This is a genomic window from Pseudomonas sp. COR18 (assembly GCF_048568395.1).
GTDB classification, from domain to species: Bacteria; Pseudomonadota; Gammaproteobacteria; order Pseudomonadales; family Pseudomonadaceae; genus Aquipseudomonas; species Aquipseudomonas fuscovaginae_B.
On record NZ_CP183808.1, the window covers coordinates 6,793,540 to 6,817,765 of the forward strand.

At 61.2% G+C, this 24,226-nt stretch carries 20 protein-coding genes and 1 riboswitch; of the genes, 5 read left to right on the plus strand and 15 right to left on the minus strand.

Going from position 1 to position 24,226, the window contains the following annotated elements:
- Positions 1-85 precede the first annotated feature (85 nt).
- From ACM62G_RS30475 to ACM62G_RS30490, 4 genes are all read right to left on the minus strand, one after another.
- On the minus strand, positions 86-469 hold the full coding sequence (locus tag ACM62G_RS30475) for a DUF4180 domain-containing protein (protein WP_419736356.1): 384 nt from the start codon (positions 467-469) through the stop codon (positions 86-88).
- Positions 462-1,331 (minus strand): alpha/beta fold hydrolase, encoded by an 870-nt coding sequence (locus ACM62G_RS30480; RefSeq protein ID WP_419736357.1) that lies wholly within the window; start codon positions 1,329-1,331, stop codon positions 462-464. The genes ACM62G_RS30475 and ACM62G_RS30480 overlap by 8 nt, the downstream gene beginning before the upstream one ends.
- Positions 1,328-1,750, minus strand: coding sequence for a helix-turn-helix domain-containing protein (locus tag ACM62G_RS30485; RefSeq protein ID WP_419736358.1), 423 nt, complete (start codon positions 1,748-1,750; stop codon positions 1,328-1,330). The genes ACM62G_RS30480 and ACM62G_RS30485 overlap by 4 nt, the downstream gene beginning before the upstream one ends.
- An 85-nt stretch (positions 1,751-1,835) precedes the next feature.
- Positions 1,836-3,410 carry a L,D-transpeptidase family protein gene (locus ACM62G_RS30490; protein ID WP_419736359.1) on the minus strand — a complete coding sequence of 525 codons (1,575 nt, stop codon included), beginning with the start codon at positions 3,408-3,410 and terminating at the stop codon, positions 1,836-1,838.
- 133 nt (positions 3,411-3,543) lie between these two features.
- Here ACM62G_RS30490 and ACM62G_RS30495 point away from each other — a divergent pair, with 133 nt between their 5' ends.
- Complete coding sequence (locus tag ACM62G_RS30495) at positions 3,544-4,260, plus strand: murein L,D-transpeptidase catalytic domain family protein (protein WP_054061227.1); 717 nt, start codon at positions 3,544-3,546, stop codon at positions 4,258-4,260.
- A 136-nt stretch (positions 4,261-4,396) separates the two neighbouring features.
- On the opposite strand, the gene ACM62G_RS30500 is transcribed toward ACM62G_RS30495, so the two are convergent.
- On the minus strand, positions 4,397-5,608 hold the full coding sequence (locus tag ACM62G_RS30500) for an MFS transporter (protein WP_419736360.1): 1,212 nt from the start codon (positions 5,606-5,608) through the stop codon (positions 4,397-4,399).
- A gap of 275 nt (positions 5,609-5,883) precedes the next feature.
- Here ACM62G_RS30500 and ACM62G_RS30505 point away from each other — a divergent pair, with 275 nt between their 5' ends.
- From ACM62G_RS30505 to ACM62G_RS30515, 3 genes are all read left to right on the plus strand, one after another.
- The gene (locus ACM62G_RS30505; protein ID WP_419736361.1) at positions 5,884-7,803 is read left to right on the plus strand and encodes a HAMP domain-containing methyl-accepting chemotaxis protein; all 1,920 of its coding nucleotides are present in this window, start codon (positions 5,884-5,886) and stop codon (positions 7,801-7,803) included.
- 78 nt (positions 7,804-7,881) lie between these two features.
- Positions 7,882-8,562, plus strand: a complete 681-nt coding sequence (locus tag ACM62G_RS30510; protein ID WP_419736362.1) for a class I SAM-dependent methyltransferase — start codon at positions 7,882-7,884, stop codon at positions 8,560-8,562.
- A 35-nt stretch (positions 8,563-8,597) separates the two neighbouring features.
- Positions 8,598-8,668, plus strand: a riboswitch (Fluoride riboswitch).
- 78 nt (positions 8,669-8,746) lie between these two features.
- On the plus strand, positions 8,747-10,054 hold the full coding sequence (locus ACM62G_RS30515) for a voltage-gated chloride channel family protein (RefSeq protein WP_419736363.1): 1,308 nt from the start codon (positions 8,747-8,749) through the stop codon (positions 10,052-10,054).
- A 70-nt stretch (positions 10,055-10,124) separates the two neighbouring features.
- On the opposite strand, the gene ACM62G_RS30520 is transcribed toward ACM62G_RS30515, so the two are convergent.
- The 5 genes from ACM62G_RS30520 to ACM62G_RS30540 form a co-directional block, all read right to left on the minus strand.
- Positions 10,125-11,840: an amidase gene (locus ACM62G_RS30520; protein WP_419736364.1), complete on the minus strand. Its 1,716-nt coding sequence runs from the start codon at positions 11,838-11,840 to the stop codon at positions 10,125-10,127.
- 234 nt (positions 11,841-12,074) lie between these two features.
- Positions 12,075-12,548 (minus strand): MarR family winged helix-turn-helix transcriptional regulator, encoded by a 474-nt coding sequence (locus ACM62G_RS30525; RefSeq protein WP_419736365.1) that lies wholly within the window; start codon positions 12,546-12,548, stop codon positions 12,075-12,077.
- Positions 12,545-12,976 (minus strand): SRPBCC family protein, encoded by a 432-nt coding sequence (locus ACM62G_RS30530; RefSeq protein ID WP_419736366.1) that lies wholly within the window; start codon positions 12,974-12,976, stop codon positions 12,545-12,547. The genes ACM62G_RS30525 and ACM62G_RS30530 overlap by 4 nt, the downstream gene beginning before the upstream one ends.
- 128 nt (positions 12,977-13,104) lie before the next feature.
- Entirely contained in the window at positions 13,105-13,881 is a 777-nt protein-coding gene (locus ACM62G_RS30535) for an N-acetylmuramoyl-L-alanine amidase (protein WP_419736367.1), read from the minus strand.
- Between the two features lie 139 nt (positions 13,882-14,020).
- On the minus strand, positions 14,021-15,100 hold the full coding sequence (locus ACM62G_RS30540) for a hypothetical protein (protein ID WP_419736368.1): 1,080 nt from the start codon (positions 15,098-15,100) through the stop codon (positions 14,021-14,023).
- Between the two features lie 933 nt (positions 15,101-16,033).
- Between ACM62G_RS30540 and ACM62G_RS30545 the strand changes: the two genes are divergently transcribed.
- Positions 16,034-17,020 (plus strand): DUF1176 domain-containing protein, encoded by a 987-nt coding sequence (locus tag ACM62G_RS30545; protein WP_419736369.1) that lies wholly within the window; start codon positions 16,034-16,036, stop codon positions 17,018-17,020.
- A 59-nt stretch (positions 17,021-17,079) separates the two neighbouring features.
- On the opposite strand, the gene dinB is transcribed toward ACM62G_RS30545, so the two are convergent.
- From dinB to speD, 5 genes are read right to left on the minus strand one after another with little or no spacing between them, the layout of a single operon-like run.
- Positions 17,080-18,192, minus strand: a complete 1,113-nt coding sequence (gene dinB / locus ACM62G_RS30550; RefSeq protein ID WP_419736370.1) for a DNA polymerase IV — start codon at positions 18,190-18,192, stop codon at positions 17,080-17,082.
- Positions 18,185-20,182 (minus strand): ornithine decarboxylase, encoded by a 1,998-nt coding sequence (locus ACM62G_RS30555; RefSeq protein ID WP_419736371.1) that lies wholly within the window; start codon positions 20,180-20,182, stop codon positions 18,185-18,187. The genes dinB and ACM62G_RS30555 overlap by 8 nt, the downstream gene beginning before the upstream one ends.
- On the minus strand, positions 20,160-21,377 hold the full coding sequence (locus ACM62G_RS30560; RefSeq protein WP_419736372.1) for an MFS transporter: 1,218 nt from the start codon (positions 21,375-21,377) through the stop codon (positions 20,160-20,162). Before ACM62G_RS30560 ends, ACM62G_RS30555 begins: the two co-directional genes overlap by 23 nt.
- 15 nt (positions 21,378-21,392) lie before the next feature.
- Entirely contained in the window at positions 21,393-22,799 is a 1,407-nt protein-coding gene (locus tag ACM62G_RS30565; protein ID WP_419736373.1) for a coproporphyrinogen-III oxidase family protein, read from the minus strand.
- The gene (speD, locus tag ACM62G_RS30570; protein ID WP_419736374.1) at positions 22,775-23,173 is read right to left on the minus strand and encodes an adenosylmethionine decarboxylase; all 399 of its coding nucleotides are present in this window, start codon (positions 23,171-23,173) and stop codon (positions 22,775-22,777) included. Before speD ends, ACM62G_RS30565 begins: the two co-directional genes overlap by 25 nt.
- Positions 23,174-24,226 lie beyond the last annotated feature (1,053 nt).

The following is a 24,226-nucleotide window of genomic DNA, read 5'->3' on the forward strand; positions in this document are numbered from 1 at the left end:
TTGGCTGGCCACTACCGGTACAGGAAAGGTAGGTATAGCCAAGGAACACCGTCTCGGCACCTGCCGCACTGGCGCAATCGTCGTGTCAGCGCTCAATTGCAGTTTCCGTCAGGCGGGCCAGCAAGGCCGCCCGGGAGGAAACGAACCAGACGTTCCCACCGGCATTGGACTCGGCCACGAACTCGGCCAGGGCCTTGCTGCCTCGGGTATGGGCGGATAGGTCACCGATGACGGCCACATGCAGCCGGTAGTTGACGAACTTCTGCAACAGCGCGCCGGCCAGGCCGCTGCGCAAATCGAAGAACGTTGGGGCCAGGCGTTCCACGGGAATTGCCAGCCAGCTCGCCTGCACCGCCCAGGCGGCGGCGATCAGCTCGCGAGCATCCTGCTCATGCACCAGCACTGCGCCGCTGTCGGCGCAGGCCAGCACCCGCACGGAGCCCATTCGAAGCACTGTGTTCTCATGCATGGGGGGCCTCCTTCCCGCTGCGCAGAAACGCCAGTACCTCGTCGCCCTGCCCCCGGACATAGTGCGGCGCCTCGGCAACCAGACGGGTAACCGCGTGGGGCACATGAGCCGCCACACGCGCCATGGTCTCACGGCTGTCGAGCAATACGTCTCTGCCCCCGGCCACCACCAACAGCGGCATATTCAGGCGACGCAGTGCCGCATCATCGAGGACCGGTACCTTTTCCAGGCGGGGCTTGAGGCTGCGGCCGATCAGTTCCATCAACTCGAATACCCCGAGCGCCTCGGCCGACAAGCCCCGGGGAGGAGCCCCGAGTACCTGTCGCCGAACCCGACGGCGCCCCCACTCCCCCAGCAACAGCAACGGCAGCGCCTTGTACCAGAACGCCCGTTGCCGGCCGATGCCCGAGGGATAGAGCAATACCAACTGCCCCACACGCTCGGGATGGCGCGAAGCAAAATCCACGGCCAGCCAGCCACCCAGAGAAGCGCCCACCAGCGCCGCCCTATTGATCCCCAACTGCTGCAGCACCTCGGCCAGCCAACTGGCATAGGCGCCACTGGCCAGGGCCGGTCTGGTCGCGGCGCTGAAGCCCGCCTCGCCGATCATATCCAACGCGTAGACGCGCAAATGCCGGGACCAATCGGCCGCCTCGAACATCCATGCGGCCGCGTTGGACAGCGAGCCGTGCAGCAGCACCACCGGCGTTGCGCTCGGGTCACCACACGCCACGACAAAGGTTTCCCCATGCGACGTCTGCAACCGCAACTGCTGGTTCGGCACCGGCCAGCTCGACAGTACCTCCCGGCAACGGTCGAGCACCTGCCGCTCAAGGGCCGCCGGCTTGTAGAAACGGTTCATTGGAAGTCGTCCACCAGTGCCTGGATCGTCGCCAACAGCGCCGCCGCATCGGCGGGTGCCGCGATCAGCACGATCTTGAGCAGCGAGCGCGACAGGTCATGGGCGGTCTGGCACTGGATCGGTTCGGCCTCGCCACGGCGTCCCATCAGCGTGGCCTGCAACAGGGTGACCAGACGCTCGGCCTGCGGCACCGACAGGGCGGGCACTTCGACGATACAGGTGGCGCGAAGCGGCTCAGGTGGCAGGTTTTCGGCCGCCGCCCTGCCGACAAAGGCCGCCACGTCTGCGGCCTTCAACCGATAGGATTTGCCAATGCGAGTCGCCGCCAGGCGGCCCTCGCGGATAAAGCGCAGGACCGTCTTGGCGTGCAATTGCAAACGCTCGGCAGCCTGGGCAACGGTGTAGAACTCTTCAAACATGTGAATACCAAAACTCCCTATTGCTACCTAATATACAAAAACAGGTAGCAATAGGGAACAAATCAGTCCTTCACCTTCGCCGCGATCAGGAGGAACTGCCCAGGGCTTTCAAGAGCACGGGGTCACGCCCATAGATATCCGGCGCGTAGAGCAAGGCGCCATCGTGGTCGACCTGCACGGTCCAGTACCCCAGCACGATCGGCACCGGGGCTGTCAGCCGGTACTCATGGGTGGTACCGCTGGCCAGCAGGTCATCGGTGCGGGTTCGCTCGGTGCTGCTCAACAGCAGATCACGCAGGTGCAACGGCTGCTCGACCCGCACGCAACCCGAGCTGAACGCCCGCGGCCCCTTGGAGAACAGCGGCTGGCTGGGGGTGTCGTGCAGGTACACCGAGAACGGGTTGGGGAAACGCAGGACGATCTTGCCCAGCGGGTTGCGCGGGCCGGCGCCCTGGCGCAGGAGGATGTTGCCCGGTCGTTCCCAGTCGACTTCGTTCGCCGCCAGCAGGCGCCCTTCGCTGTCGAGCACCTGCAGGTTCTGCTGAGCGAGGTAGGCCGCGGGGTCAGGACGGATGGCCGGCAGCTTGTCCTCGCGAAGGATGGTCGGCGGGACGGTCCAGGTCGGGTTCAGGGTCAGGCGGGTGATGCGCGACTTGAGCAGTGGCGTCTGCCGATCGGCCCGGCCAACCTGCAGGCGCGTCTGCCACAGCGGTTCACCGTCACGATAGAAGCTCAACTGCGCCGCCGCGACGTTCACCAGCACGCCCTCGGGCTCCAGGTCCGGAGCCAGCCAGCGGAAACGTTCAAGGTTCAGCCGCAACTGTTCGCGGCGCAGCGCCGGGCTGATGTTCAGCTCGACCAGCGTGCCCGGCCCGATCACCCCGTCGGCCTGCAGCGAATGCCGGTACTGGAAGTGCTTGACCGCCTCGGCGAGGTCCTCGCCGTAGACCTTTTCAGGACCGGCGGGCAGGCGCTGCAGGTAACCTTCGGCCAGCAGGCGCCGGGCCAGGGCCGGCACCCGTGCGTCCTCCATGCCGGGCCGCAACAGCGGACCGGAGGCGAGTTCCGACCAATGCGGCAGCGGCTGCTGGCGCTGCGCCGCATAGGCGCTGCGCAGGCTGCGGTACAACTCGGCATGCGGGCGAGCCTGATCAAAGGCCTGGGCCATGTCCTGCAAGCCGGTCGCGGCCAGCGTCAGCAGCTCGGCATCGGGTTCGCCGGTGGGTGGCTGGGAACGCCAGAGCGGCTCGAAACGCGCCTGTGACAGGCGCCCATAACGCAGGTCATGCAGGGCTTGCAGATACTGCCGGCTGATCTGGATATCACTGCACAGCGGATCACCCGCGCCCGGCTCCCGGGCCAGCGGATAGCGTGCCGGGTCCAGCCCATCGTCAGCCAATAGCGGCAATTGGGCCTGCAACGCCGCCAGACGCCCCTCGACGGACCAGAGCGGAACATTACCCTGCTGCTGGTAGAACGCCTGCAACCTCAGCTGTGTCGGCGCATCCAACTGCGCGGCCAGGCCCGGACAACTCGTCGGCAACTGGGCAAGCGCCGCCTGCAACGGCGTGGGGGGATCGCCGAGCAGATCGTCGGCCGTCGCGACCAGTGGTGCAACGAGCAGGCAAAGGCTCAAGTAACATGCGTGTTTTTTGAACAAGGGCTAGGCTCCCATCCACGATTATCGCGCGGGCGGTCTAAGGTTATAACAGAGGCGAAAACCCTCGAGACAGCCGGGATCGCACAACCCATGGGATGCATGAACCTGCACTGAAGGCGGAGACGCTCTCTACATGCTGACATCTTGCTATCGACTCTGCCTGATTATTCTGACCCTGGCCGTGCCCTTCGGTTCAGCCCTGGCCGCCAGCGCGGCAAAACCGACGCTGTACGGCAGCCTCGCCCACGCCGCGCCGGAACTCAACCCCCTGGTGCTCAAAAGCGCGCTGAATGCCATGCAGTGTGCAGTCGGTCGCGGCCATGAACAGTCCGAGCGCCTGGCGGTGATCGACTATTCACTGCCCTCCACGGCCCGCCGCCTGTGGATCTTCGACCTGCGCAAGCGCACCCTGGTACTACGTGACCTGGTCGCCCACGGGCAGAAATCCGGAGAGAACTTCGCCACCCGTTTCTCCAACCGGGTCGGCAGCTACCAGTCGAGCCTGGGGCTGTTCCGCACCCAGGAGAGCTACGAGGGCACCCATGGCTACTCGTTGCGCATGGACGGCCTGGAACCGGGCTTCAACGACCGTGCCCGCGACCGCGACATCGTGATCCACGCCGCAGACTACGTCAGCCCCCTGTGGAGCCAGCGCGAAGGCCGCATCGGCCGCAGCCAGGGCTGCCCGGCCGTGCGACCGCAAGTGGCGAAACAGGTGGTCGACAAGCTCAAGGACGGCCAGTTCATGTTCTCCTGGTACCCTGACCGGCACTGGCTGAAGTCCTCGACCTACCTCAACTGCAAGCCGCAGCAGATGGCCAGTGCCAAGGCCAAGGGCGTCACCCGGTAAACCTGCTGGGTTCACGCCACACCGCCCCTGTGCCTGGCGCGCCCTCCTGTGGGAACCGGCTTGCCGGCGAAGGCGGCCGTGTGGACGGTGCAGGGCTTGCCCGCGAAGGGCCGCCCAGCCTTGCACCTGAATGCCGTCAGCGCCCGCCCTGCCCCGCCGCCTCATGCTGGCGCGCATAACTGGCCCCCATCAGGTAGAAACAGCCACCGGCAATGATGAACCCGGCCAGCATGTAGAACATGAACTGCGGCGCCCACCAGGCCAGGGCAAAGCCGCAGAGCACCGGCCCCATCGCGCCACCCAGGGCCGACAGGTTCTGTGCCCCATAGTACATGCCGCGCAGGTGCGCCGGGGCGATCCGGTCGATGAACATGTACTCGGCCGGAAACACGATGATTTCCCCCAGGGTGAACACCGCCATCGCCAGCGACCAGTGCAACACCGTGCTCGACAACGCAAAACCCGTCACCCCCAGCAGGAACAGAGTGAAGCCGGCCGTCAGCCACAGGTTCAGGTGCTCATGGCTGATGCGCTTGCCCACCAGGAACTGCAAACCGATGACCACCACCGCATTGACCGCCACCACCGCACTGATGATGCGGTAGGTGAATTCCGGGCTGGTGGTGGTCACCAGATATTGCGACAGGTACGCGGTGAACTGCCCGAACACCACCGCGCTGAGCAGGCCACCGAGGGTGAAACAGACCAGGCGCTTGTCCCTGAGCAGAATCCGTCCCACGCCGATGAAGGACACCGGCGCGCGGGTCCGGTCGACCGGCGCCAGGTGCCGCTCGCCGAAGTGGTAATACGCCAGGAACGCCAGCGCGCCCAGCAGCGCCGAGACCACGAACGGCAGCCGAACATCCAGGTGCGCCAGGCCCGCGCCCACGAACGGCCCCACCGCATAGCCGATGTTGATCAGCGTGTAGCGCGCCGAGAACACCCCGGCCTGCTCCGCTTCCGCCAGGACGCGGCCGAGGGTCGCCTTGACCACCACGTCGACCGCCGCATAGGCGAAGTTGAACAGCACCAGGAAAAGGAAGAACAACCAGAGCCGATGGGTGATGCACATGCCGATGAAACCGAGCATGAACAGCACGGTGAAACCCAGGATCAGGCGAAAGCTCGAGCCGCGGTCGGTCAGGTAGCCGCTGTAGACACTCAGCAGCGAGCCAGCCACCAGCGCGCAGCCGACCGTCAGGCCGATCTCGCTGATCGCCAGGGAAAACTGGGTGGACAGGAAAATCACCAGGTAAGGCAGGGTAATCGCCCGCCCCAGGGTGAGGATCAACGTTGAAAACAGCAGCAGATTGACCGAAGTCGGATAACGCTTGAGTACCGCCAACATCCTTATTGCCTCCTGGTCCCACGCCACTCAGGGCAGGTCCCTGCAAGGCTCGACGCTATCTTCTGACGAAAGGCCCAAAGTATCCCAGAAGCGGCCTGCCCCGTCATGCCCTCACACCGCGTGCACCTCACGGCATTCGCGCCAAAAGCCCGTGGGAAATTACACGCCCTGAAACATAAAGTTTCAATTTCCTCGACCGATACTCCGGCCGTGCCCCTTCGATCGGCACGTATCCCCTTCCATACCAGCGGTTTATCCCGGCGGAGATTGCCCGAATGCTTGCCCCACTCAACAGGCTGTTGGAAAACATCAGTGTCAGAGCCAAGCTCACCCTGGGCTTTGGGGTCGTCATGCTGCTGACCCTGCTGATCGCCACCACCGGCTGGCTGGGCATCCGGGCTCTTGGCGACCGCAGCGACCGCATCCTCGACATTGCCAAGCTCAACGACCTGACCCGCGACGTGCGCAATGCCCGGCTGTTCTACAGCATCAACCCGAACGCCGAGCGCGCCGCCGCCGTGGTCAAACTGCTCGACAGCCTCGACAGTCACCTGGCCAACGACCGCTCGGTGTTCCGCTCCCCGGCCAGCCGACCCCTCCTCGAAAACGCCAGCACGGTCGCCAAGAGCTACCGGGCGCATTTCAACGACTTCAGCCAGGCCGTCCAGGCACGGGATGCGACTCGCGCGGTGTTTGGCGGTCACGCCGACGAAGCCGTCGCCCAGTTGAAGAAACTGATGGAGATGGCCACTTCGCCGAACGGCGACCAGGCCCAGATCGACAGCCTGGTGAAAGCACAGACGGTGGTCCAGCAGGCCCGTTTCCAGTTGCGCGGTTACAGCTACAGCCTCAAGCCCGAGTTGCAGAAGCCGGCCAAGGAGGCGATCGATGACGCTATCGCCTACATCAAGACCCTCTTCAGCCACCTCCCGGCCGCCATGACCGCCGACGTGCAGCGCCTGCAGCAGGCCATGAGCAGCTACCGCGACACCGTTGCCCTGTTCTCCGATGCCCAGGACAAGGCCGACAGCGCTCAGGTGCAACTCGATGGCGACATCAAGAACCTGCTCGCGGCCACCCAGCAACTGTCCCAGGACCAGATCGACCAGCGTCGCGACGATGTCGAGGCCGCCCGTAACCTGCTCGCCGGCGCCCTGTTCGCCGCCCTGCTGCTCGGCATCGTCGCCGCCTGGGCCATCACCCGGCTGATCGTCGGCCCGCTGATGGAAACCCTGCGCCGGGCCGAACAGGTGGCCAACGGCAACCTGAGCGACAACGCGACGGTTTCGCGCCGTGACGAACTGGGCCTGCTGCAACTGAGCATGCAGCGCATGACCCTCAACCTGCGCGAGCTGATCGGTGGCCTGCGCGACGGCGTGATCCGCATCTCCGGCGCCGCCGAGCAACTGTCGGCTGTCACCGAACAGACCCGTAAGGGAGTCAACAACCAGAGACACGAGACCGACCAGGTCGCCACCGCCATGAACGAAATGGCGGCGACCGTACAGGAAGTGGCACGCAACGCCGAACAGGCTTCCAGCGCCGCGGTCAACGCCAGCCACGAGGCGCGCGCAGGCGACGAGGTACTGGCCCAGGCCATGACGCAGATCGAGCGGCTGGCCGACGAGGTCGGCAACTCCACCCTGGCGATGAGCGACCTCAAGCAGGAAAGCGAGAGGATCGGCAGTGTGCTCGACGTCATCAAGTCGGTGGCGCAACAGACCAACCTGCTGGCGCTCAACGCCGCCATCGAGGCGGCCCGGGCCGGCGAGGCCGGTCGCGGTTTCGCCGTGGTGGCCGATGAGGTACGCAGCCTGGCGCAACGCACCCAGAGTTCCACCGAAGAAATCGAACAACTGATCACCGGCCTGCAGGGCGGCACCGACAAGGTCGCCAGCAGCCTGGACAGCAGTCGTACCCTGACCGACAGCAGCGTCGAACTGACCCGCCGGGCCGGGGCCTCGCTGCATGGCATCAGCGAATCGGTACAGGCCATCGAGTCGATGAACCACCAGATCGCCACCGCCGCCGAGCAGCAGAGCGCGGTGGCCGAAGAAATCAACCGCAGCGTGATCAACGTGCGCGACATTTCCGAGCAGACCTCGACCGCCAGCGAGGAAACCGCCGCGTCGAGTGTCGAGCTGACCCGTCTGGGCAACCACCTGCAGACGCTGGTGGGCAAGTTCACCCTGTAACCCCGCAAGACGTACTGGTCACGAACGTGCATTCGGCCGCACACTGCCGGGGAGAATCCTCCCGGCAAGGCGGCTGACATGCACGACGATCCCTCGAAAGCCCTGATCGACAGTTGGACCGGCAACGCCCGGGCCTGGTCCACGGCGATCCGCGAGGGGCAGATACGCAGTCGCCAGGAAGTCACCAACGCCGCGATCATCAACGCCGTGCGGCCCTGCCTGCCGGGCCGGGTGCTGGACGTCGGCTGTGGCGAAGGCTGGTTGTGCCGGGCTCTGGCCGAACACGGCGGCCAGCTCACCGGCGTCGATGTCTCGCCACCGCTGCTGGAGTTGGCGACACAAGCCGGCGCGGGCGATTTCCACTGCCTGTCCTACGCCCAGATCATTGCTGAACCGCAACGGCTCGGCACAGACTTCGACGTGATCGTCTGCAACTTCTCCCTGCTCGACGAGCAGACCGCCGAACTGCTGGCCGCCCTCGCCCGCACGGCCCGCCCCGACGCCCACCTGATCATCCAGACGCTACACCCACTGTGCTCGGAGCTACCCTACGCGGACGGCTGGCGAATGGAACATTTCACCGCGATGGGCCCCGGCGACTGGCAGCCGATGCCCTGGTTCTACCGCACCCTGGGCAATTGGCTCGCCACCCTCGCCCCGGCCTGGCGGCTGGAGTCCATTGAGGAACCGCGCCTGCCCGAAGCGCCGTTGCCAGCTTCATTGATCATCAAGGCCCAACACACTGGGCCGAACACGTAACAAGATTTTACAAGCCCATTGCCACTGGCTATGATCAGCGCTCCGGAGATGGCATTCCTCCGTTCCCAACCGCTGTGCTGCTGCAGCTGATGATGCCTACAGACACCTGATCAGTTCGGGTCTGTAGGCGCGCGCGTGCAGAATCCCTGCTGGTCAGACCCAAACGATGACTGTGGCTGACCCTATGTCCAGACTTTCACGCCCCGAACAACTCGATCTCCTGCCCTACCTCGGCAAATGGCTGCTGTTGGCCAGTGCCATAGCCCTGCTGGCCGGCAGTGCCTCGGCGTTCTTCCTGTTCTCGCTGGAGCATGCGACCCAATGGCGCGAAAGCCATCCGTGGGTGATCTGGCTGTTGCCGCTGGCCGGCCTCGCCGTCGGCCTGGTCTATCACTGGCTGGGCAAGCCGGTGGACGCCGGCAACAACCTGCTGATCGACGAGATCCACGACCCGAAGAAGACCGTGCCACTGCGCATGGTGCCGCTGGTGCTGGGCGGCACACTGGTGTCGCACCTGTTCGGCGCCTCGGTCGGTCGCGAAGGCACCGCGGTGCAGATGGGTGGCGCCCTGGCCGATCAGATCACCCACTGGCTGCGTCTGCGCCGGGAAGACCGGCGGATCATGCTCATGGCCGGTATCAGCGCCGGCTTCGCCTCGGTGTTCGGCACACCGCTGGCCGGGGCGCTGTTCGGGCTGGAGGTGCTGGCCATCGGCCGGATGCGCTATGACGCCCTGTTCCCCTGCATGGTCGCGGCCATCGTCGCCGACCAGGTCGGCCTGGCCTGGGGCGTGGCGCATACCCATTACCCGATCGGCGAAGTGGTGCCGGTGCAGTTCTGGAGCATCACGGCGACGATGCTGGCCGGTGTCGTCTTCGGCCTCGCCGGCCTGCTGTTCGCCACCGCCACCCACCGGTTGGGCGCCTGGGTGAAACGGCGGGTCGGCTACCCGCCGCTGCGGCCACTGCTCGGTGGCGTGGTGATCGCCGTCGCGGTGTGGGCACTGGATGCCCACCGGTACATCGGCCTGGGCATTCCCGGTATCGTCCAGTCATTCCAGATGCCGCTGGCGCCGTGGGACTGGTTCGGCAAGCTGGCGTTCACCGTGGCTTCGCTGGGCTCAGGGTTCAAGGGCGGGGAAGTGACGCCGCTGTTCTACATCGGCGCCACCCTGGGCAACGCCCTGGCACCGCTGCTGCACCTGCCGTTCGCCATGCTCGCCGGGCTCGGCTTCGTCGCGGTATTCGCCGGGGCGGCCAACACCCCGCTGGCAACCATCGTCATGGCCATGGAGCTGTTCGGTGCCGAGATCGCGCCGTTCGCCGCCATCGCCTGCATCGCCAGCTATCTGGTGTCGGGCCATACCGGTATCTACAACGCCCAGCGCGTCGGCCACAGCAAACATCGTGGTGGGCTGCCCGAAGACCTGCGCTTGGGCGAAGTGAAGCAGTACCGGGCGCAGGCCAGGTCCGCCGAGAAAGACCAGGCATAAGGCCAGAGAGCTCTGGTTCGAGGTGAACAGACGGATTGGCGCCAGCGTGACGCCAATCCCGTTTCGGTGCTTACTGTTTGCCGGCGCCCAGCGGCGGCGTACGCGGCGGAACCAGGCGCTTGCTGCCGGTCGCTTCGAACGCCGCGGCCAGTTGCAGCAGCGCCGAGTCGTCATAGGCACGGCCGGCGAAGGTCAGCCCCACCGGCATGCCGATATCGGCCATCACGCCCATCGGCACGGTGACCGTCGGCACGCCCAGGTGACGGATCGCCAGGTTGCCGTTGGCCACCCAGATACCGTTGCTCCAGGCGATGTCGGCGGACACCGGATTCACATCGGCATCGGCCGGGCCGACGTCGGCCACGGTCGGGAACAGCACCGCATCCAACCCCTTCTCCTGCATCCAGTCCTCGAGGTCGATGCGCCGGGTCTGCTCCAGCCCGCGCAGGCCATCAGGCAGCGTGCTGATCTCGTTCCACGGGGTGATACCACGTTCGGCCATGCGCACGTACTCGTCCATGCCGGCGGCCAGGTCGCCCTCGCGGTTCGGCAAGGTGCCCGGGTCATGCGGGAAAATCTTCGGCCCGTCGACATCCACCAGACGGTTCAGCTTCGGATCGCCGTTGGCCCGCAGGAAATCGTCGAACGCCCAGGCGCTCAGGTCCCACAGTTCATGGTGCAGGAACTCCTTGGACACCAGCCCGCGGGTGAACACCGTCGGCGCTCCGGGGCGGTCGCCCTCGCAGTTGGACACCAGCGGGAAATCCACCTCGACCACTTCGGCACCGGCCGCTTCCAGGGCCTGGCGTGCCTGCTGCCACAGGTCGATCACCGAAGCGCGGGTGTGGATGCGCTGCCCGGTCGGGCCACCGATACCCGGCGCTGCGCTGGTGCCCGCCTCAGGGTCGGCGTTGATGAACATGCGCGGCACGCCCAGGCGCTTGCCGGCCAGGGCCCGCGTGCCAACCGCCAGCGCCGGATAGGACTCCGGCCGCACCGAGGCCACGCTCGGAATCGGCACCCAGGGCTGCAGGCGCCACAGGTCGCCACGGGTGTCCGGGTCTTCGGCGACCACCACATCGAGCACTTCCAGCAGGTCGGCCATGGTCCGGGCGTACGGCACCACCACGTCCATGGTCGGCGTCAGCGGCCAGTTGCCGCGGACCGAAATCACCCCGCGCGACGGGGTGTAGGCACACAGGCCGTTGTTCGACGCCGGCCCGCGGCCGCTCGACCAGGTTTCCTCGGCCAGGCCGAAGGCGGAAAAACTCGCGGCGGTCGCCGTGCCGGCACCGTTCGACGAGCCCGAGGCAAAGGGCGCGGTCAGGTAGGCGGCGTTGTACGGGCTCTCGGCCCGGCCATAAACGCCACGCTGCATGCCGCCGTTGGCCATCGGCGGCATGTTGGTCTTGCCCAGGCAGATCGCCCCGGCGGCGCGCAGGCGCTCGATGGTGAAGGCGTCGCGATAGGCGACCAGGTCCTTGAAGGCGGGGCTGCCCGACGCCGCAGTCAGGCCCTTGACCAGGTAACTGTCCTTGGCGGTGTAGGGAATGCCATCCAGTGGGCCCAGGGTCTCGCCGCGCGCACGGCGGGCATCGGAGGCCTGCGCTTCAGCGAGCGCCTCGGGGTTGCGCACCACCACGGCGTTGAGCGCGGTGGGCGTGTCGGCGCCATCGTAGGCATCGATCCGGGCGAGATAGGCCTGGACCAGCTCCACCGCCGTGGTCTGGCCGGATTCGAGCGCGGCGCGCAATTGCGCGATGGAAACCTCGGTTACTTCGATCATGCTGTTACCGTCGACTGCTTAAAGGGGGACGCGGTGATTGGAATCGCCACATCTTACCCCAGCCACCGACGCGGCTCACGTGCTGGAAGGCGACTGTGGCGTACCGGGGTTCAGTTGCTGGTGCCGGATCTGCCGGCCAACGTCCAACTGAATACAGTCCTCTGATGCGGCTTGCGCAACACCGTTTCTGCCCGGTCGAGCGCAAGCGCCTTCTTCCTGCTTCTGGTTACGTGCTCAATCGGTGTGGTGCCTCTGTTCGAGCAGCGTCTGGAAAAGACCGACGAGGCTCGATTGCTGCTCGCCCAGCGCGGCAAAGAACCTGCGATCGACCTCCTCCACCACGACGATTGCCTTTTGGGCAATATCCCGACCGGCCTCGGAGACGGAGATAATCTTGGCCCGCGTGTCAGTGGGGTGGATTTCCCTGACGAACAACCCATTGGCAAGCAGCGTCCTGACCACCTGGGAGGTGGTCATCGGATCGCTGCCGGTCAATTGCGAAAGGCGCGCCTGGGTCAGGGGCTCCTGGGCGCCGAACCAGGTGGCGACCGCCAGCATCACGAACTGGGTGTGGGTCAGACCCAACGGCTGCAAGGCGGCACGCTGCTCGCGCTGCCAACTGTTGGAGATACGCCAGAGCAGAAAACCCGGGCTCTCTGACGGCCCCTCATGACGGGTTGGCAGCGGCTTCGGTTGGCTCGGGCTCATGCGCCCACCGCACGCTCTGCTCGGGCCACCAGTGCGCGCAAAACGTCAGGAAAGTCGCTGGACACTTGCGCGCAGACTTCCTCGGCCCCCTCTCCCGTCACCTCGATCGAATAGACGATCAAGTGGTTGCCATTGGCCAACGGCATGATTTCGTGCCTGACACGAACGGTGATATCACCCAGCACAGTCTCGTCCGTAAACCCGATCGGTGCATTGACCTCGACCAGTTGCGACCGGATGACCTCCTGGTCGGGCAGCACCATCGTCATCCACGTGCCTGCGGCGAACGGCCCGTCAAGCGCACATGAATGGACGCCCGCGTTCCAGTCCTTCCATAGGTGAACCGCCTCAAAAAAGGCCCAAATGGTTGCCGCAGAGGCGTGGGTCTCGTGGTTGTATGAAGCGCTGGCGTGCAGGCGGTTGGGCATGGCGAACTCCTTTTCTATAAGTAAACTTATAATAAGTATACATATAAAATCCGCCAATCGTGATTGACATGAGATTCGATTGATTTCCACGGGATGAGCCGGCTATCCGCATGAACCTCACTCGATATCTATGCCGTCACCGGAAAATACTTCGCCACCAGTGCCGCCAGGATGGCTGCGCTCTCGGCGTCCATCACCCCGTCGTAGTTCGTCGGCCGGAAGTGCAACTGGAAAGCCCTGACCAATTGCTTGAATCCCTCGGGCGTATCCGCGTCCGTTACCTCATAACCGTACTGCTGGAACAGCGCCAATACCGCGGTTTGGGAAGGCAAACCGTCGCGAATGTATTGCTGCTGGTAGCTATCGCGGGTCGCCTCGTCGAACCAGGCCCCGACGCCTGCCAGGAACAGCTCACGCCAGGGAAAGGCCGCCCCCGGATCGCTCTTGCGGCGCCAGGCGATATCCGAGTGCCCGAGCACCTGGGTTGGGCCGATGTTGGGGTAGCGGGCGAGGATATTCAGGGCCAGCTGTTTCACGGCTTCGATCTGCCGGGGTTCGTAGGGCGGGAAGTGAAACGCTCCCTCGCTCTCGGAGGCCAGGTTGACGATCTCGATGCCGATCGAGGAGTCATTGAGTCGGGTTCTGCCGCCCCAGGCACTGACGCCCGCGTGCCAGGCACTCTTTCCCTCGTCGACCAGGCTGAAGACTTCCTGCTGGCTGAAGCCAGCCTGGATATAGCTTGGGTCGGTGACATCGGGTACCAGGTAATGGCAACTGACACTGGGTCCGGTGAGCGCGGCGACGGAAGTGGCGAAGTCACCGGCGGTGTAATGCAGCACCAGCAGGCGCACGCGTTCGTCGAGGCTGCGTGTACTGCGGTAGGCCTTGTAGTTGATGGGTTTCATGAGCGGTTCCTTTCCCTGTGAGTAGACATTCAAGGGAAATAGCGTGAACCGCACTGTCGGCAGATAAAAATAGGTCGAATACTCTACCACTATAGGAGATGTCTGCAAGGCTCCTAAACCTTAGGAGCCACCGGCCCTTTCAATTTGCCGCATATGTCGTCATGCACCTATCAAAATCATCATTTATCCGAATCAGCTCAGCATAAGGAATTTTATCATCTTCTGCCTTGGCCACATATAGGGAATCCAACAACCCAATATACATATCGTAAGAACCACTCGCATCATCAGAAACAAGAGACTGATATTTTTCAGAGCTCTTTATGGAAAAAATTATTTTATCCTTATCACCTGAGCCACCACCCCGACCAACATGACTAGCCTTTATAGGCTGAGTAGCACTCTCCACATTGAAAGCCTGCGAATTTAGGGTAGCCAATATTTTCCCATAAATACTTCTCAAGCTTTCATCAGTCAGTGTTTCGATATTCTTCAAAAACTCCAATGCTGCCTTTTTACTTTCTGCATCAGCATCCGGATCAGACGCCTGATTCAACAAGCTCAAAACCTCTGGGCCTGGCGCCGTGGAAATCAGCGCAGACTGCATTTCAGGATTGTATTTTATTTTATTCAAACCCCCACGAACATCTTCAATAGCCTTTTCAGTCGACGCCAAATCGCCTAATAAAATTTTGTTCTGAACCGTCAACTTATTCAACCTTTGAAGGCTTCCACCAAGACACTGGGTAGCATTTGCCGCCTTTATATAAGTTGAAATCTGCACATTGGGGTTTGCATAAACTCGCAAGCCAGCTGTCAACCCTGTCAACCCGGCCATTGATTTTACAAAGTCAGAGTGGCTATCAGTAAGAGCACCTATCGCTGTAATGGACGCAAAACCAAGAGTTGCCTCATCAGAATACGCCTTGAAATCCTTCACCTTGTCACTGTAGAAAGCGTATTGGCATGACCTGACATAGGTCTTCTGAAGCGCTCGTACCACGAATTTCGTTGCATCATCAGGACTGGGCACCACACCGACGAGCTTACAAACCTGCTCAACCCTGTTCTTGAGATTTTCCGGAACCGGCTCCGAACCAAACTGGCTCACCGGTCTGTAGTCCGTTAATGCGTCAGGAGGCGCCATGGGTGGGGTTGTACAGCCTGCACTCATGAGAAGAACCGCGCCCACGCAAGCAAACGACAAAAGCTCTCTCATCATTCCCTCCCTGGCTAGAGTCATTTTGACATCAGCCTAGAAGACTGTTCGCGACCTTCAAGCCTCAGGTGAAAATTTCTTCACCCATCTGCCTTATGGTGGTCGTGCGCAGGGCGTCTTCGGGCGCGCCGGTTTCCAATTGCACCGGTCTGCTAATCTGCGTACGGCTGCCACCTCTCGTCTAGCAGCGACGGTGATAGCTCCCAATCAAGCACTTGGAGGATTGGGCGGGAAGCTACCCTTCCCGCTCGGCACTGCCTGCCTGCACGCTTCCACGCCTCACCTCTCATAGAACCAAGGATCTCGAAGCATGAAAGCAGCCCGGATAGCGACACTGCGGCCGATGATGACCGTCGGGGGAGCTCTCCAGCCTGATGGGCAGCCAGGGGTCGCCGCCCGACAGCAAGGGGCGCGTGCCCGATACCTTCTCAAAGGGGCTCGGCGTACGAGTAAATGCAACTGACAAAATCGGCATGGTGGGCTTCTACAGGACGTTCCAGGCCAGGGAGATTGAACATCGGCATGTCCCCTGGCAGATGCCCTGGTTGCCAGGTGAAGGCCGTGCGGCGGGTCCAGAAACGGGGTTCGCCATCAGCACGCAGATGATCCCTTCGGTGGCGGCAATGGGCAGTTGGACCTGCAGAAGATGGAACTGCATTGGGCCTTTGGCTGACGGCTGCCGTGAGCAAACCTCTGGTCAAGTCGAAGCAGTGGTCCGCCGAGCCTCAAGGCGCTGTTGTGACAACGGCTCTTTTTCCTGTGCCGCGCGGCCAACGGTTAACCCTGCGGGTTGACTCATGGCCTAATATCGCCGCCCCCATGCCCAGGTAGTGCTCTATGGCCCGCCCTCTCGTCACCCTGCTGCTCGTCGTCACCAGTTGCGCTGCCTATGCAGAAGAACAGGTACCGCTCTACCGGGAGATCAAGGATTGAGTGGTCGCGTGCGACAACATTCGCTCGTGCACCGCCATCGGCGCAGTTCCCATGCGCGACGATACGGGCGCCAGGCTCACCTTCAGCCTGCGTATCATCCGCGAAGCGGGGCCCGCAGGCGTATTACGGGTCGGGATGTTCAGCTATAACCCCGCTACCGGAAAGCCGCTGCTCGACGGCAAGCCGCTGCGCACTTCCCTGGCCGCTGGCGAGTTGAAAGAGGGTGATGTGCCCGAGGTCCTGAGTGCGGCTGGCGATCAGGCCAGAGCACTGATCGCGGAGCTGCGTAATGGCAACGAACTGACCCTTCCCACCCAGGACGGCCAGTCGTTCGCCTCCCTGGCCGGTATGAGCGCAGCACTGCTGCTGATGGACTCGGTACAGGGCCGGGTCGGCACCGTCACGGCGCTGGTACGCCAGGGGGCGGCCAGCGCCAGCACTGTAACACCCGCCCCACCCCGTCCGACCCTGCCCCCATGGTATCCGCCAGTGGCGCTGACCCCGCCCCAGGCCCAACACATCCGGGATGTGGTCATGGCGACCACGCGCGCGTCATGGCAGCAGGACCAACTCGACGACACCCCCGCCGAAGGCGAGGCCTTTGCCCTGAGTGATCGCCAGGCGCTGGTGATCATCAAGACCGATTGCGCCGCGTACAACTGTTCATACCGCCTGTATGAAACGCCCATCGCCCATCCCGAACAGGCCCGCCCAGCCAGGATCGATGCAGTGCCGCGGATGCCGGACATGTTGCCCAACGGCAGCATCCGGTTCGATCCGGCCAGCGGGGAACTCAGCAGCCATGAACTGGCAATGGGCATGGGTGGATGCGGCACGTCACTGCGCTGGCAGTACGACGGCAGCGCGTTCAGGCTGACCCGCGCCGCGCAAATGACCCTGTGCATGGGGCTGAACGAAGCCTACTGGCCCGTGCTGTGGCGAAGCCCGGCGCTCCCAGCCGCCGTTGGGCCTGCCCATGTTGAATGAGGCAGGTTTTTTCGCCGAGAGGGAGAGGCAGCTCGCCCACCTTCAACGCTGCGGCTTGCTTACCAAGGCAACTCCAATTGCAGTCGATTCGCCTCTTTGCGCCTGATCTTGACCGAGACACCGACCAAACGCACTGCTCGCCCCTGCCGCTTGGTGTCCCAAAGCCTGCGACACAGGCCACTTACCACCTCAGGACACAGATCCAATGCGGGAGCCTCAGTGCTGGCGATGGAAAAATCGGCGAACTTGAGTTTGACCTGGTTGCGGACGATGTGAGGTTCTTCATCCAGTTCGGCCAGGCGAGCCCGTAACTCTGCCATCAATGCCTCAAGCTGCTCGCCACAGGCTGCCAGCTCGTGGCAATCGGCCGACAATGTATGCTCCACGCCGACCGAACGTAGTTCACTGATCTTCTCCTCATACTCCTCCTTACCCTGGCAACGCTCCCAGACGTAAAAGCCATGCACTCCCAGATAACGAAGTAGAGCCGGGATCTTGTCATGAGTGACATCACCGCACAGGTGACAACCGAGGTTGTCGAGCACAGCCCAGGTCTTCGGGCCTACGCCGGGGATCTTGCGGATGTCCAGGGTTGAGAGAAATTCCCTGACCTCATTGGGCGCGACCACGAACTGTCCATTAGGCTTGTTCACTTCGGAGGCGATCTTGGCGAGGTACTTCAACGGTGCAACCCCAGCCGATGCCGTCAGGTGAAGTTCCTGCTCGATGGCGGCACGGATCTGCATGGCCATATAAGTGGCCGAACCGTTGCAATGGGGCTGTCCCGTCACGTCCAGGGTGGCTTCGTCCAATGAGAGGAATTCGACTCTGTTGGTATAGCGCCTGAAGATGGCATCAAGCTGGTGGGTGATCTGTTCATAGCGCTCAAAGTGCACCGGTAGCAGTACCAGGTCCGGACACAAACGCTGAGCCGTGGCCGTGGCCATGCCACTCTTTATCCCGAACTGCCTTGCCTGATAACTGGCAGTACTGATCACTCCGCGTTCAGCGGCGCTGCCGCCCACCGCCACGGGCAGATCACGCAACCATGGGGCCTGAAGCAGCTCGACGGACACGAAGAAGGAGTCCATGTCGACATGAATAAACTTGCGCTCATCATCCTGCCGGGCAGCACCAGAAGCAGGCAGCCGGACATCATCCAGATCAATCAAGCACATATACCCCAAATGCGCTCGCGCCCTCTGCACCCGACATTTCGTGAATGCCCTGAATATGAGGTGCAAAGGCTGGATAGGCCATCACCATGGCCTCGATGGCGCGCAGGTACTCCACGAGGGCATTGGTCCAGCGCTCCCCAGGTGCGATACACATGACCCCGGGGGGGTAAGGAATAACCCCTTCTGCCGCCACCTTGCCAAAGGCCAGATCGATTCTCGTCAGCCTGGCCTCTCCACGGACGAACTGCTGGTTGGCCGCATAGGGTGAGCGGTCGCTGACTGCCAAATCGATGGCACTGAAAATGTCACTCTGCCGTTGTTCCACTTCATGAGCGGCATAAAGACCGCTGATGCGCTGACAGAGAGCCAAGAGGGAAAGCCCCTCGTAGGCATCTGGAGCATGCTGCAGTGAAGGCAACGCCACTAGGGCAGGAACGTGCTCCCGCAGGTACCGCTCGAATGTATTCAGACACGCGGCCAACCGCCTCAAGCCATCCAGATCACTTGAAGGGGTCATAAGCAACGTAAAATTATAGAAGTCGGTTTTCTCCGGGGTGAACCCGTTGTCACGCAAGAACATCGTCACGACACAAGCCGGAATGTCCAGTTCGCCACGGGTGATGAAGATCGCCTTGCAAGGGTCGATATGATGCAGGCCTGGCTCTATCGCCCCCCCCTGCGGGTGGTACGCCGTTCCCCCCTGCGGGCAAGCCTCACCTGCCAAAGGCTTGATAAACCGACACTGCCGACTCATCTCCTCACGCAACAACCGTGCGGCATCAGAAGCATGTCGCCACTGATGCTCTCCTCCGCCATCGGCAAGCATTGCCGCGTTTACTTCGAGCGACATGAACAGCGCATAGGACGGACTGGTCGAAGCATGCTGCATGAAAGCCCCATTAAAGACTGGCCTGGCGCAATAGCGAGGCAAATGCTGGATATGCCGGTCCTTCTTGTGGATCTGCGAAGTTTGCGAAAGCCCTGACATTTGCTTATGCACCGACTGGGTCACAAGAATGCCCGGAGAGTGTTCGGTCAGTGTTGCGACCAACGGCGATAATCCAGCCAGCTCCGGGATAAAGGGTTCATAACCTGCCCAGGCACTGTCAAATAGCACGTAATCACAGAGGTGCCCGATCCGCTCCAGTAGCGCCGACGCATCGACCATCACCCCATCGCAAGTGGCATGTTGAACTACAGCCAGACGAAATGGCCGGGGTTGCCGAGCCCTTTGTCCGCAGAGGTTCGCAGCCTTTTTACGCAAGCAGGTCTCGTCGAGCGCCCCCGTACGATACCCCCCCAAGATACCCCGCTCATCGCGGACGTTCTCCAGATACACTGGCTGAGCACCGCACTGCACAAGGGCGCCGAGATAAACGGATTTGTGATTGTTACGATCCATCAGCACCAGGTCACCCGCTGCCAGCAAAGCGCTGGCAACCACTTTGTTGGCGGTGGAGGTGCCATTGAGTACGAACCAGGTTTCATCCGCACCAAACACCCTGGCAGCCAATTTCTCGGCATCATCCACAGGTCCTTCATGGCACAAGACATCCCCCAATTCCGGAGCGGCATGAGGCACGTCGACCCTGAACACACCGGGCCCCAACAGTTGCCTGAAACGCGCACCGGCGGGGTGTCGCTCCAGGCAATCCCCCCCTTGATGTCCCGGACAGGCATAGGTCGGCCGCTTCTGGGAAACGAAATCCGCCACTGTACGAGTGAACGACGGTAATGCCCGTCGCTCATAGGCCAGCGCGGCAGCGATGACGCTGCTCTTTTCCGAGCCAGGCGCACCGCTGATGAACATCGGTATCCCCCAACGCGTGACGGCATCGACGACACGTTCATCCTGGGCATCGTCAGGCTCGAGCAACAGCGCAGAGGCGTACACCAGGTTATCGAGCGTGTTAAAAGTGACCATGTCGACATCACCCCAGCCATCCATGGCAAGGCCCGCACTAAGCACGATTTTTGGCATCATCCGAGCTTCCTTTCATATTCCAGCGCAAGGGCGCAATGAACAGCATCAACGTCATCCAGATGAAAGTCGCCGGCCCCGCCAGTACGAAAACCAGGCTGGCGATCAGGCCAGAGACGGCATCACCGATGACTGCGGTGAAGTAATAGAGGGAGAAATTCCGACCCACCTGGTGATCGTCGGACAGGCACTGGATATTGGTCACGATGGCGATATCGACGAAGGCGCCAACGAACCCGACAACGAACAGGATCGCCAGGAACAGCCAACTGTGGAACTGCAGAGCGATTGCAGCGGCGAAGAACAACGCGCCGTACAACGCCCAGTAGCGCAACACCAGACGAGCCGTAGTCTGCCTGTTGAACCGGGTATACAGCATGCCGCCCAACACGGTACCAGCCGCCAAGAGCGAGAAGACATAGCCGACGGCCGCTTCCGAGCCAAAGTACTCCAACACCGACGCCGGCAAAATGAAGCGGATCACCGATGTGGCGAACATGGCGCACAGCGTGGTGCAGCAGATCACGGCGAACAACGGCGTGTTGCTCTTGCGCAGCTCACCTACGCTGCGGACCGCATCGCCAATCACTGATCTTCCGTCGAAGGCGACCTTCACGCTCACCTTTCCTGGCAACAGTGTGGAGATGCTGATGGCCGACAGTGCAAGGCATACGGCGAAGAACAGGAAAGTCGATGTGCTCCCCAGAGACAACGCAAAGGCAGAGAACACCAGCGGTCCGAGAATGGAGGAAACGTCTTCGATGACCTGCACGCCACTGTTCACCGACGACAGTTGGTCCTTTTCCACGATGTCCGGGAAATATGCCCGAAAGGTCGGTACATAGAGGCAATCCAGGGCCGTCATCAACATCCCCAGGCTGGTGACCACCGCCAACCCCGGTGTGGAAGAAGCAAAAAGAGCAAAGAAGGTCAATGCCAACAGGCCCTTGGCAAGCTCCACCCCAACCAGCGTGCGACGCTTTTGGCAGTTGTCCGCCAACCAGCCGCCAATAGGAGAAAACACCGCGCTGGGCAGGTAGCGAAAGAAGTACACCATACCGATCAGCAACAGGTTCGCTTCGACCATGGACACCACAGCAACGGCAAATGCCGTTTCGAAGGCGAACTCACCACACTTGGAGAAGAAGTAGCCCACCGAGAGCCTGCGTGTGCTGCGGTTGAGATTCAACGCTTGCATGTCGATACTTAGCCCTCAACCCGCCGCATAAATCAATTCGTCCTGAGTGATATCGCGCCCGGAGGTATCGAGCCGCTCGAACACCAGTTGCTTGAGGATGTTCTGCTCACTCTCGGGAACCAGGTAGAACATGATGTTGCTATACCACAGCCAGCCCAGGCGGGTCAGACGGTAGTCATGCTCCCCTTCAATAACCAAATCCGCCTCGATCAAAGCCAAGATCCGATCCATCAATCCTTGGGGCATTCGTTGCATTTCAACCAAGCGTTTATCCACGCTGCCATGGTAGGCCAAGCGCAACACAAGGGGCTTCACAGCATCGAGCACGGGATCATGCTGACTGACTTGGCAAATGCATTCGCCGCCCATCATCGATCTGATGTACTTCTCACGCAGGGAAGTATTGGTGATTACATTACCCGCCACTGACGAAATGGCCCCGACACCAAAACCGAGCAAGTCGTGATCGGCGTATCCATAGACATGCTCGTGGTAAATGAAGGAGTAATCATCGGTAATCAATGGGACATCAGCCCCTGGCCGATAGACATAGCCATGTCCGTTGTAAGGTACGTAGCCACGCTGGCGCATGTGCGCGTCGATCATGAACTTCATGTTGAGTTTGCGCATCGCCGGCATGACTTCCGGGAAGCGTGCGCGGATCTGCCTATGCAGTTTCACCGAGGTAGCTGCATTGTTGATCGGATAGATATCGATATTGCTCAGGCCCAATTCGATGGCCTTGTCAATGTCTGCCAGGGTCTGGCGCTCGCTGCTGCCATTCATACCGTACATGATGTCGCACAGTACATGTTCAAAGTGCTCACGCAACAATGCCGCGGCTCGTTCAATCTTGCCGATGTCAGGGTCGAGATTGAATAACTGCCGCCATTGTGGATCGATGGTTTGCAGGCCAAAACGAGCATGGGTCACACCGATGTCAGCCAACGCCTGCACACGGGCTTTAGTCACACTGGTAACGTTGAATTCGAACGAAAACTCCTCCACCGTCTCCATTTCGAAATGCTCATGCAGCGACTCGCCAATGGTTCGAATATTATCTGCAGAAAGCAGTGAAGGCGTACCGCCCCCAAAGAAGACCGCTCGCACGGGGACAGCCTTAAGATCTGTCAGGCGTGATTTGTATTCGATTTCCCGGATCAGCGCCTGAGTATATCGATCGATTTCTTGATCGTCCTTATATAGCCCACGGGTAAACGGGCAAAATGAACAGATAGCTTCACAAAACGGAACATGAAAGTACAATGCTCGCGAACGGGCCTGTCGATTGGCACCCTCAAGAATTTCCGTCAACTGCGCTTCACTGGGTTGAAAAACGTTAAAGGATTGTGAAGGAAAGAAAAAGTTGTACAGAGGAAACTGATAGTCAAACTTTATCAAGCCATTATTGACAAGCTGCATGCTCTACCCCCCCGCAGACTGTTCAGGGCGCTGCCTCGCAATAATGTGCGCCGATTGACATCGACATCCCGCCCGAAAAACTCGGCGATGCCTTCATTTATAGCATTATTATGTTTTCCGCACGTATAGACATCGATGCTGATGTAGCCGCTTTCCGGATAGGTATGATAGGAAAGGTGTGACTCCGACAACAGGAACAGTCCCGTAACCCCCTCACCGCCGGCAGAAAACTTGTGAACCATGTCACTGATGACAGTGAACCCCGATGCTCGCAGGGTAGCCAGAAAGAAACGGTGCAATGCGTCTTCGTTACGCAACAACTGCGCATTCGCACCGGTAATATCCCAAATAGTGTGATAGCCTCGATCATCCATAGACCATGACTCCCTCTTTCAGGAGAAAATAAAAGGGGGGGTCACACGGACCACCCCCAAGGCGTCACCACATGCAAACACCCTTGGTGGTTACGCCGACCACATCAGTTTTGAAGAGTTCGATTGCAGATTTCATGGCACATCTCCTTATTTGTTTAAGTTTTAGCCCCACTTTCCGAAGGGGCGAAGGAAATTTAGCAATCACCCCATTCAAAAACAAACGCAGGCCTGTAAGAAATAATTTCCAAAATCGGATAAAAATTCAGAAACAAATTAATAAACCTCGACATCTCCTACTCACCTCACACAAATGAAATATTAATAAACATTTTTATTGAGCAATATCTTAAAACTCAACTAGCGCTCAAGTAAGAACTAAACATCCGCAACGTAACGCTCATGACTCTTGCCCCACCTGACGGCCGTAGGGGAGGTACTGGATAGTGGTCACGATGGCGATATCGACGAAACGCTGGTGATCGACTGTGTATATAACCTGTACGCCCCATCGCCCAACTCGAGCAAGCCGCCGGCCAGCGACCAGACATCCAGCAAAAATGGGATCTATTCCCCGCACAGGGTCGCGAGCCCCGAGCGCACCGCCCCGCTCATTCAACGGACAATTCGCAAACGCTGTCAGCTCGCTTACCTCAGTCGTCGGCCGACTTTTTACGCCTGCTGTCGGCCGCTTGAGTTAGGTATGCAGCGGCCAGCAAGAGAGCTGCTCTTCCATTAGCTGAAATCCCCGAACCTCAAGCGTTTGTCGGATTTTTCCCAAATAACGACCACACCGTTAGCAAGAGCCAAAAAACGAGGCTCATTCAAGCCGCGGCAAGACAACTCTCTTTTCCTTGACTGAAATTTCCTAGAAAATCCCGAGCGCTTGTTTTGCGCGCAATCCCCCCGCTAGTCTTCGGCTCGTCACTGCTCATCAGTGATCGGGTTTAGCAGCCTGTCGTGCACTTGCATTGCGCAAAACACCACCTTGAGAGGCTCTTTTCGGTCCTCGCCTTTATGGTGGTCGTGCGCAGGGCGTCTTCGGGCGCGCCGGTT

Bases quoted from the DNA above. Each gene is read 5' to 3' on its own strand.
- ACM62G_RS30560 (WP_419736372.1), bottom strand. From the start codon at position 21,377: ATGCAAGCGTTGAATCTCAACCGCAGCACACGCAGGCTCTCGGTGGGC.
- ACM62G_RS30495 (WP_054061227.1), top strand. From the start codon at position 3,544: ATGCTGACATCTTGCTATCGACTCTGCCTGATTATTCTGACCCTGGCC.
- ACM62G_RS30505 (WP_419736361.1), top strand. From the start codon at position 5,884: ATGCTTGCCCCACTCAACAGGCTGTTGGAAAACATCAGTGTCAGAGCC.
- ACM62G_RS30525 (WP_419736365.1), bottom strand. From the start codon at position 12,548: ATGAGCCCGAGCCAACCGAAGCCGCTGCCAACCCGTCATGAGGGGCCG.
- ACM62G_RS30515 (WP_419736363.1), top strand. From the start codon at position 8,747: ATGTCCAGACTTTCACGCCCCGAACAACTCGATCTCCTGCCCTACCTC.
- ACM62G_RS30500 (WP_419736360.1), bottom strand. From the start codon at position 5,608: ATGTTGGCGGTACTCAAGCGTTATCCGACTTCGGTCAATCTGCTGCTG.
- ACM62G_RS30530 (WP_419736366.1), bottom strand. From the start codon at position 12,976: ATGCCCAACCGCCTGCACGCCAGCGCTTCATACAACCACGAGACCCAC.
- ACM62G_RS30535 (WP_419736367.1), bottom strand. From the start codon at position 13,881: ATGAAACCCATCAACTACAAGGCCTACCGCAGTACACGCAGCCTCGAC.
- ACM62G_RS30485 (WP_419736358.1), bottom strand. From the start codon at position 1,750: ATGTTTGAAGAGTTCTACACCGTTGCCCAGGCTGCCGAGCGTTTGCAA.
- ACM62G_RS30520 (WP_419736364.1), bottom strand. From the start codon at position 11,840: ATGATCGAAGTAACCGAGGTTTCCATCGCGCAATTGCGCGCCGCGCTC.
- speD (WP_419736374.1), bottom strand. From the start codon at position 23,173: ATGGATGATCGAGGCTATCACACTATTTGGGATATTACCGGTGCGAAT.
- ACM62G_RS30555 (WP_419736371.1), bottom strand. From the start codon at position 20,182: ATGATGCCAAAAATCGTGCTTAGTGCGGGCCTTGCCATGGATGGCTGG.
- ACM62G_RS30510 (WP_419736362.1), top strand. From the start codon at position 7,882: ATGCACGACGATCCCTCGAAAGCCCTGATCGACAGTTGGACCGGCAAC.
- ACM62G_RS30540 (WP_419736368.1), bottom strand. From the start codon at position 15,100: ATGAGAGAGCTTTTGTCGTTTGCTTGCGTGGGCGCGGTTCTTCTCATG.
- ACM62G_RS30475 (WP_419736356.1), bottom strand. From the start codon at position 469: ATGCATGAGAACACAGTGCTTCGAATGGGCTCCGTGCGGGTGCTGGCC.
- ACM62G_RS30565 (WP_419736373.1), bottom strand. From the start codon at position 22,799: ATGCAGCTTGTCAATAATGGCTTGATAAAGTTTGACTATCAGTTTCCT.
- ACM62G_RS30480 (WP_419736357.1), bottom strand. From the start codon at position 1,331: ATGAACCGTTTCTACAAGCCGGCGGCCCTTGAGCGGCAGGTGCTCGAC.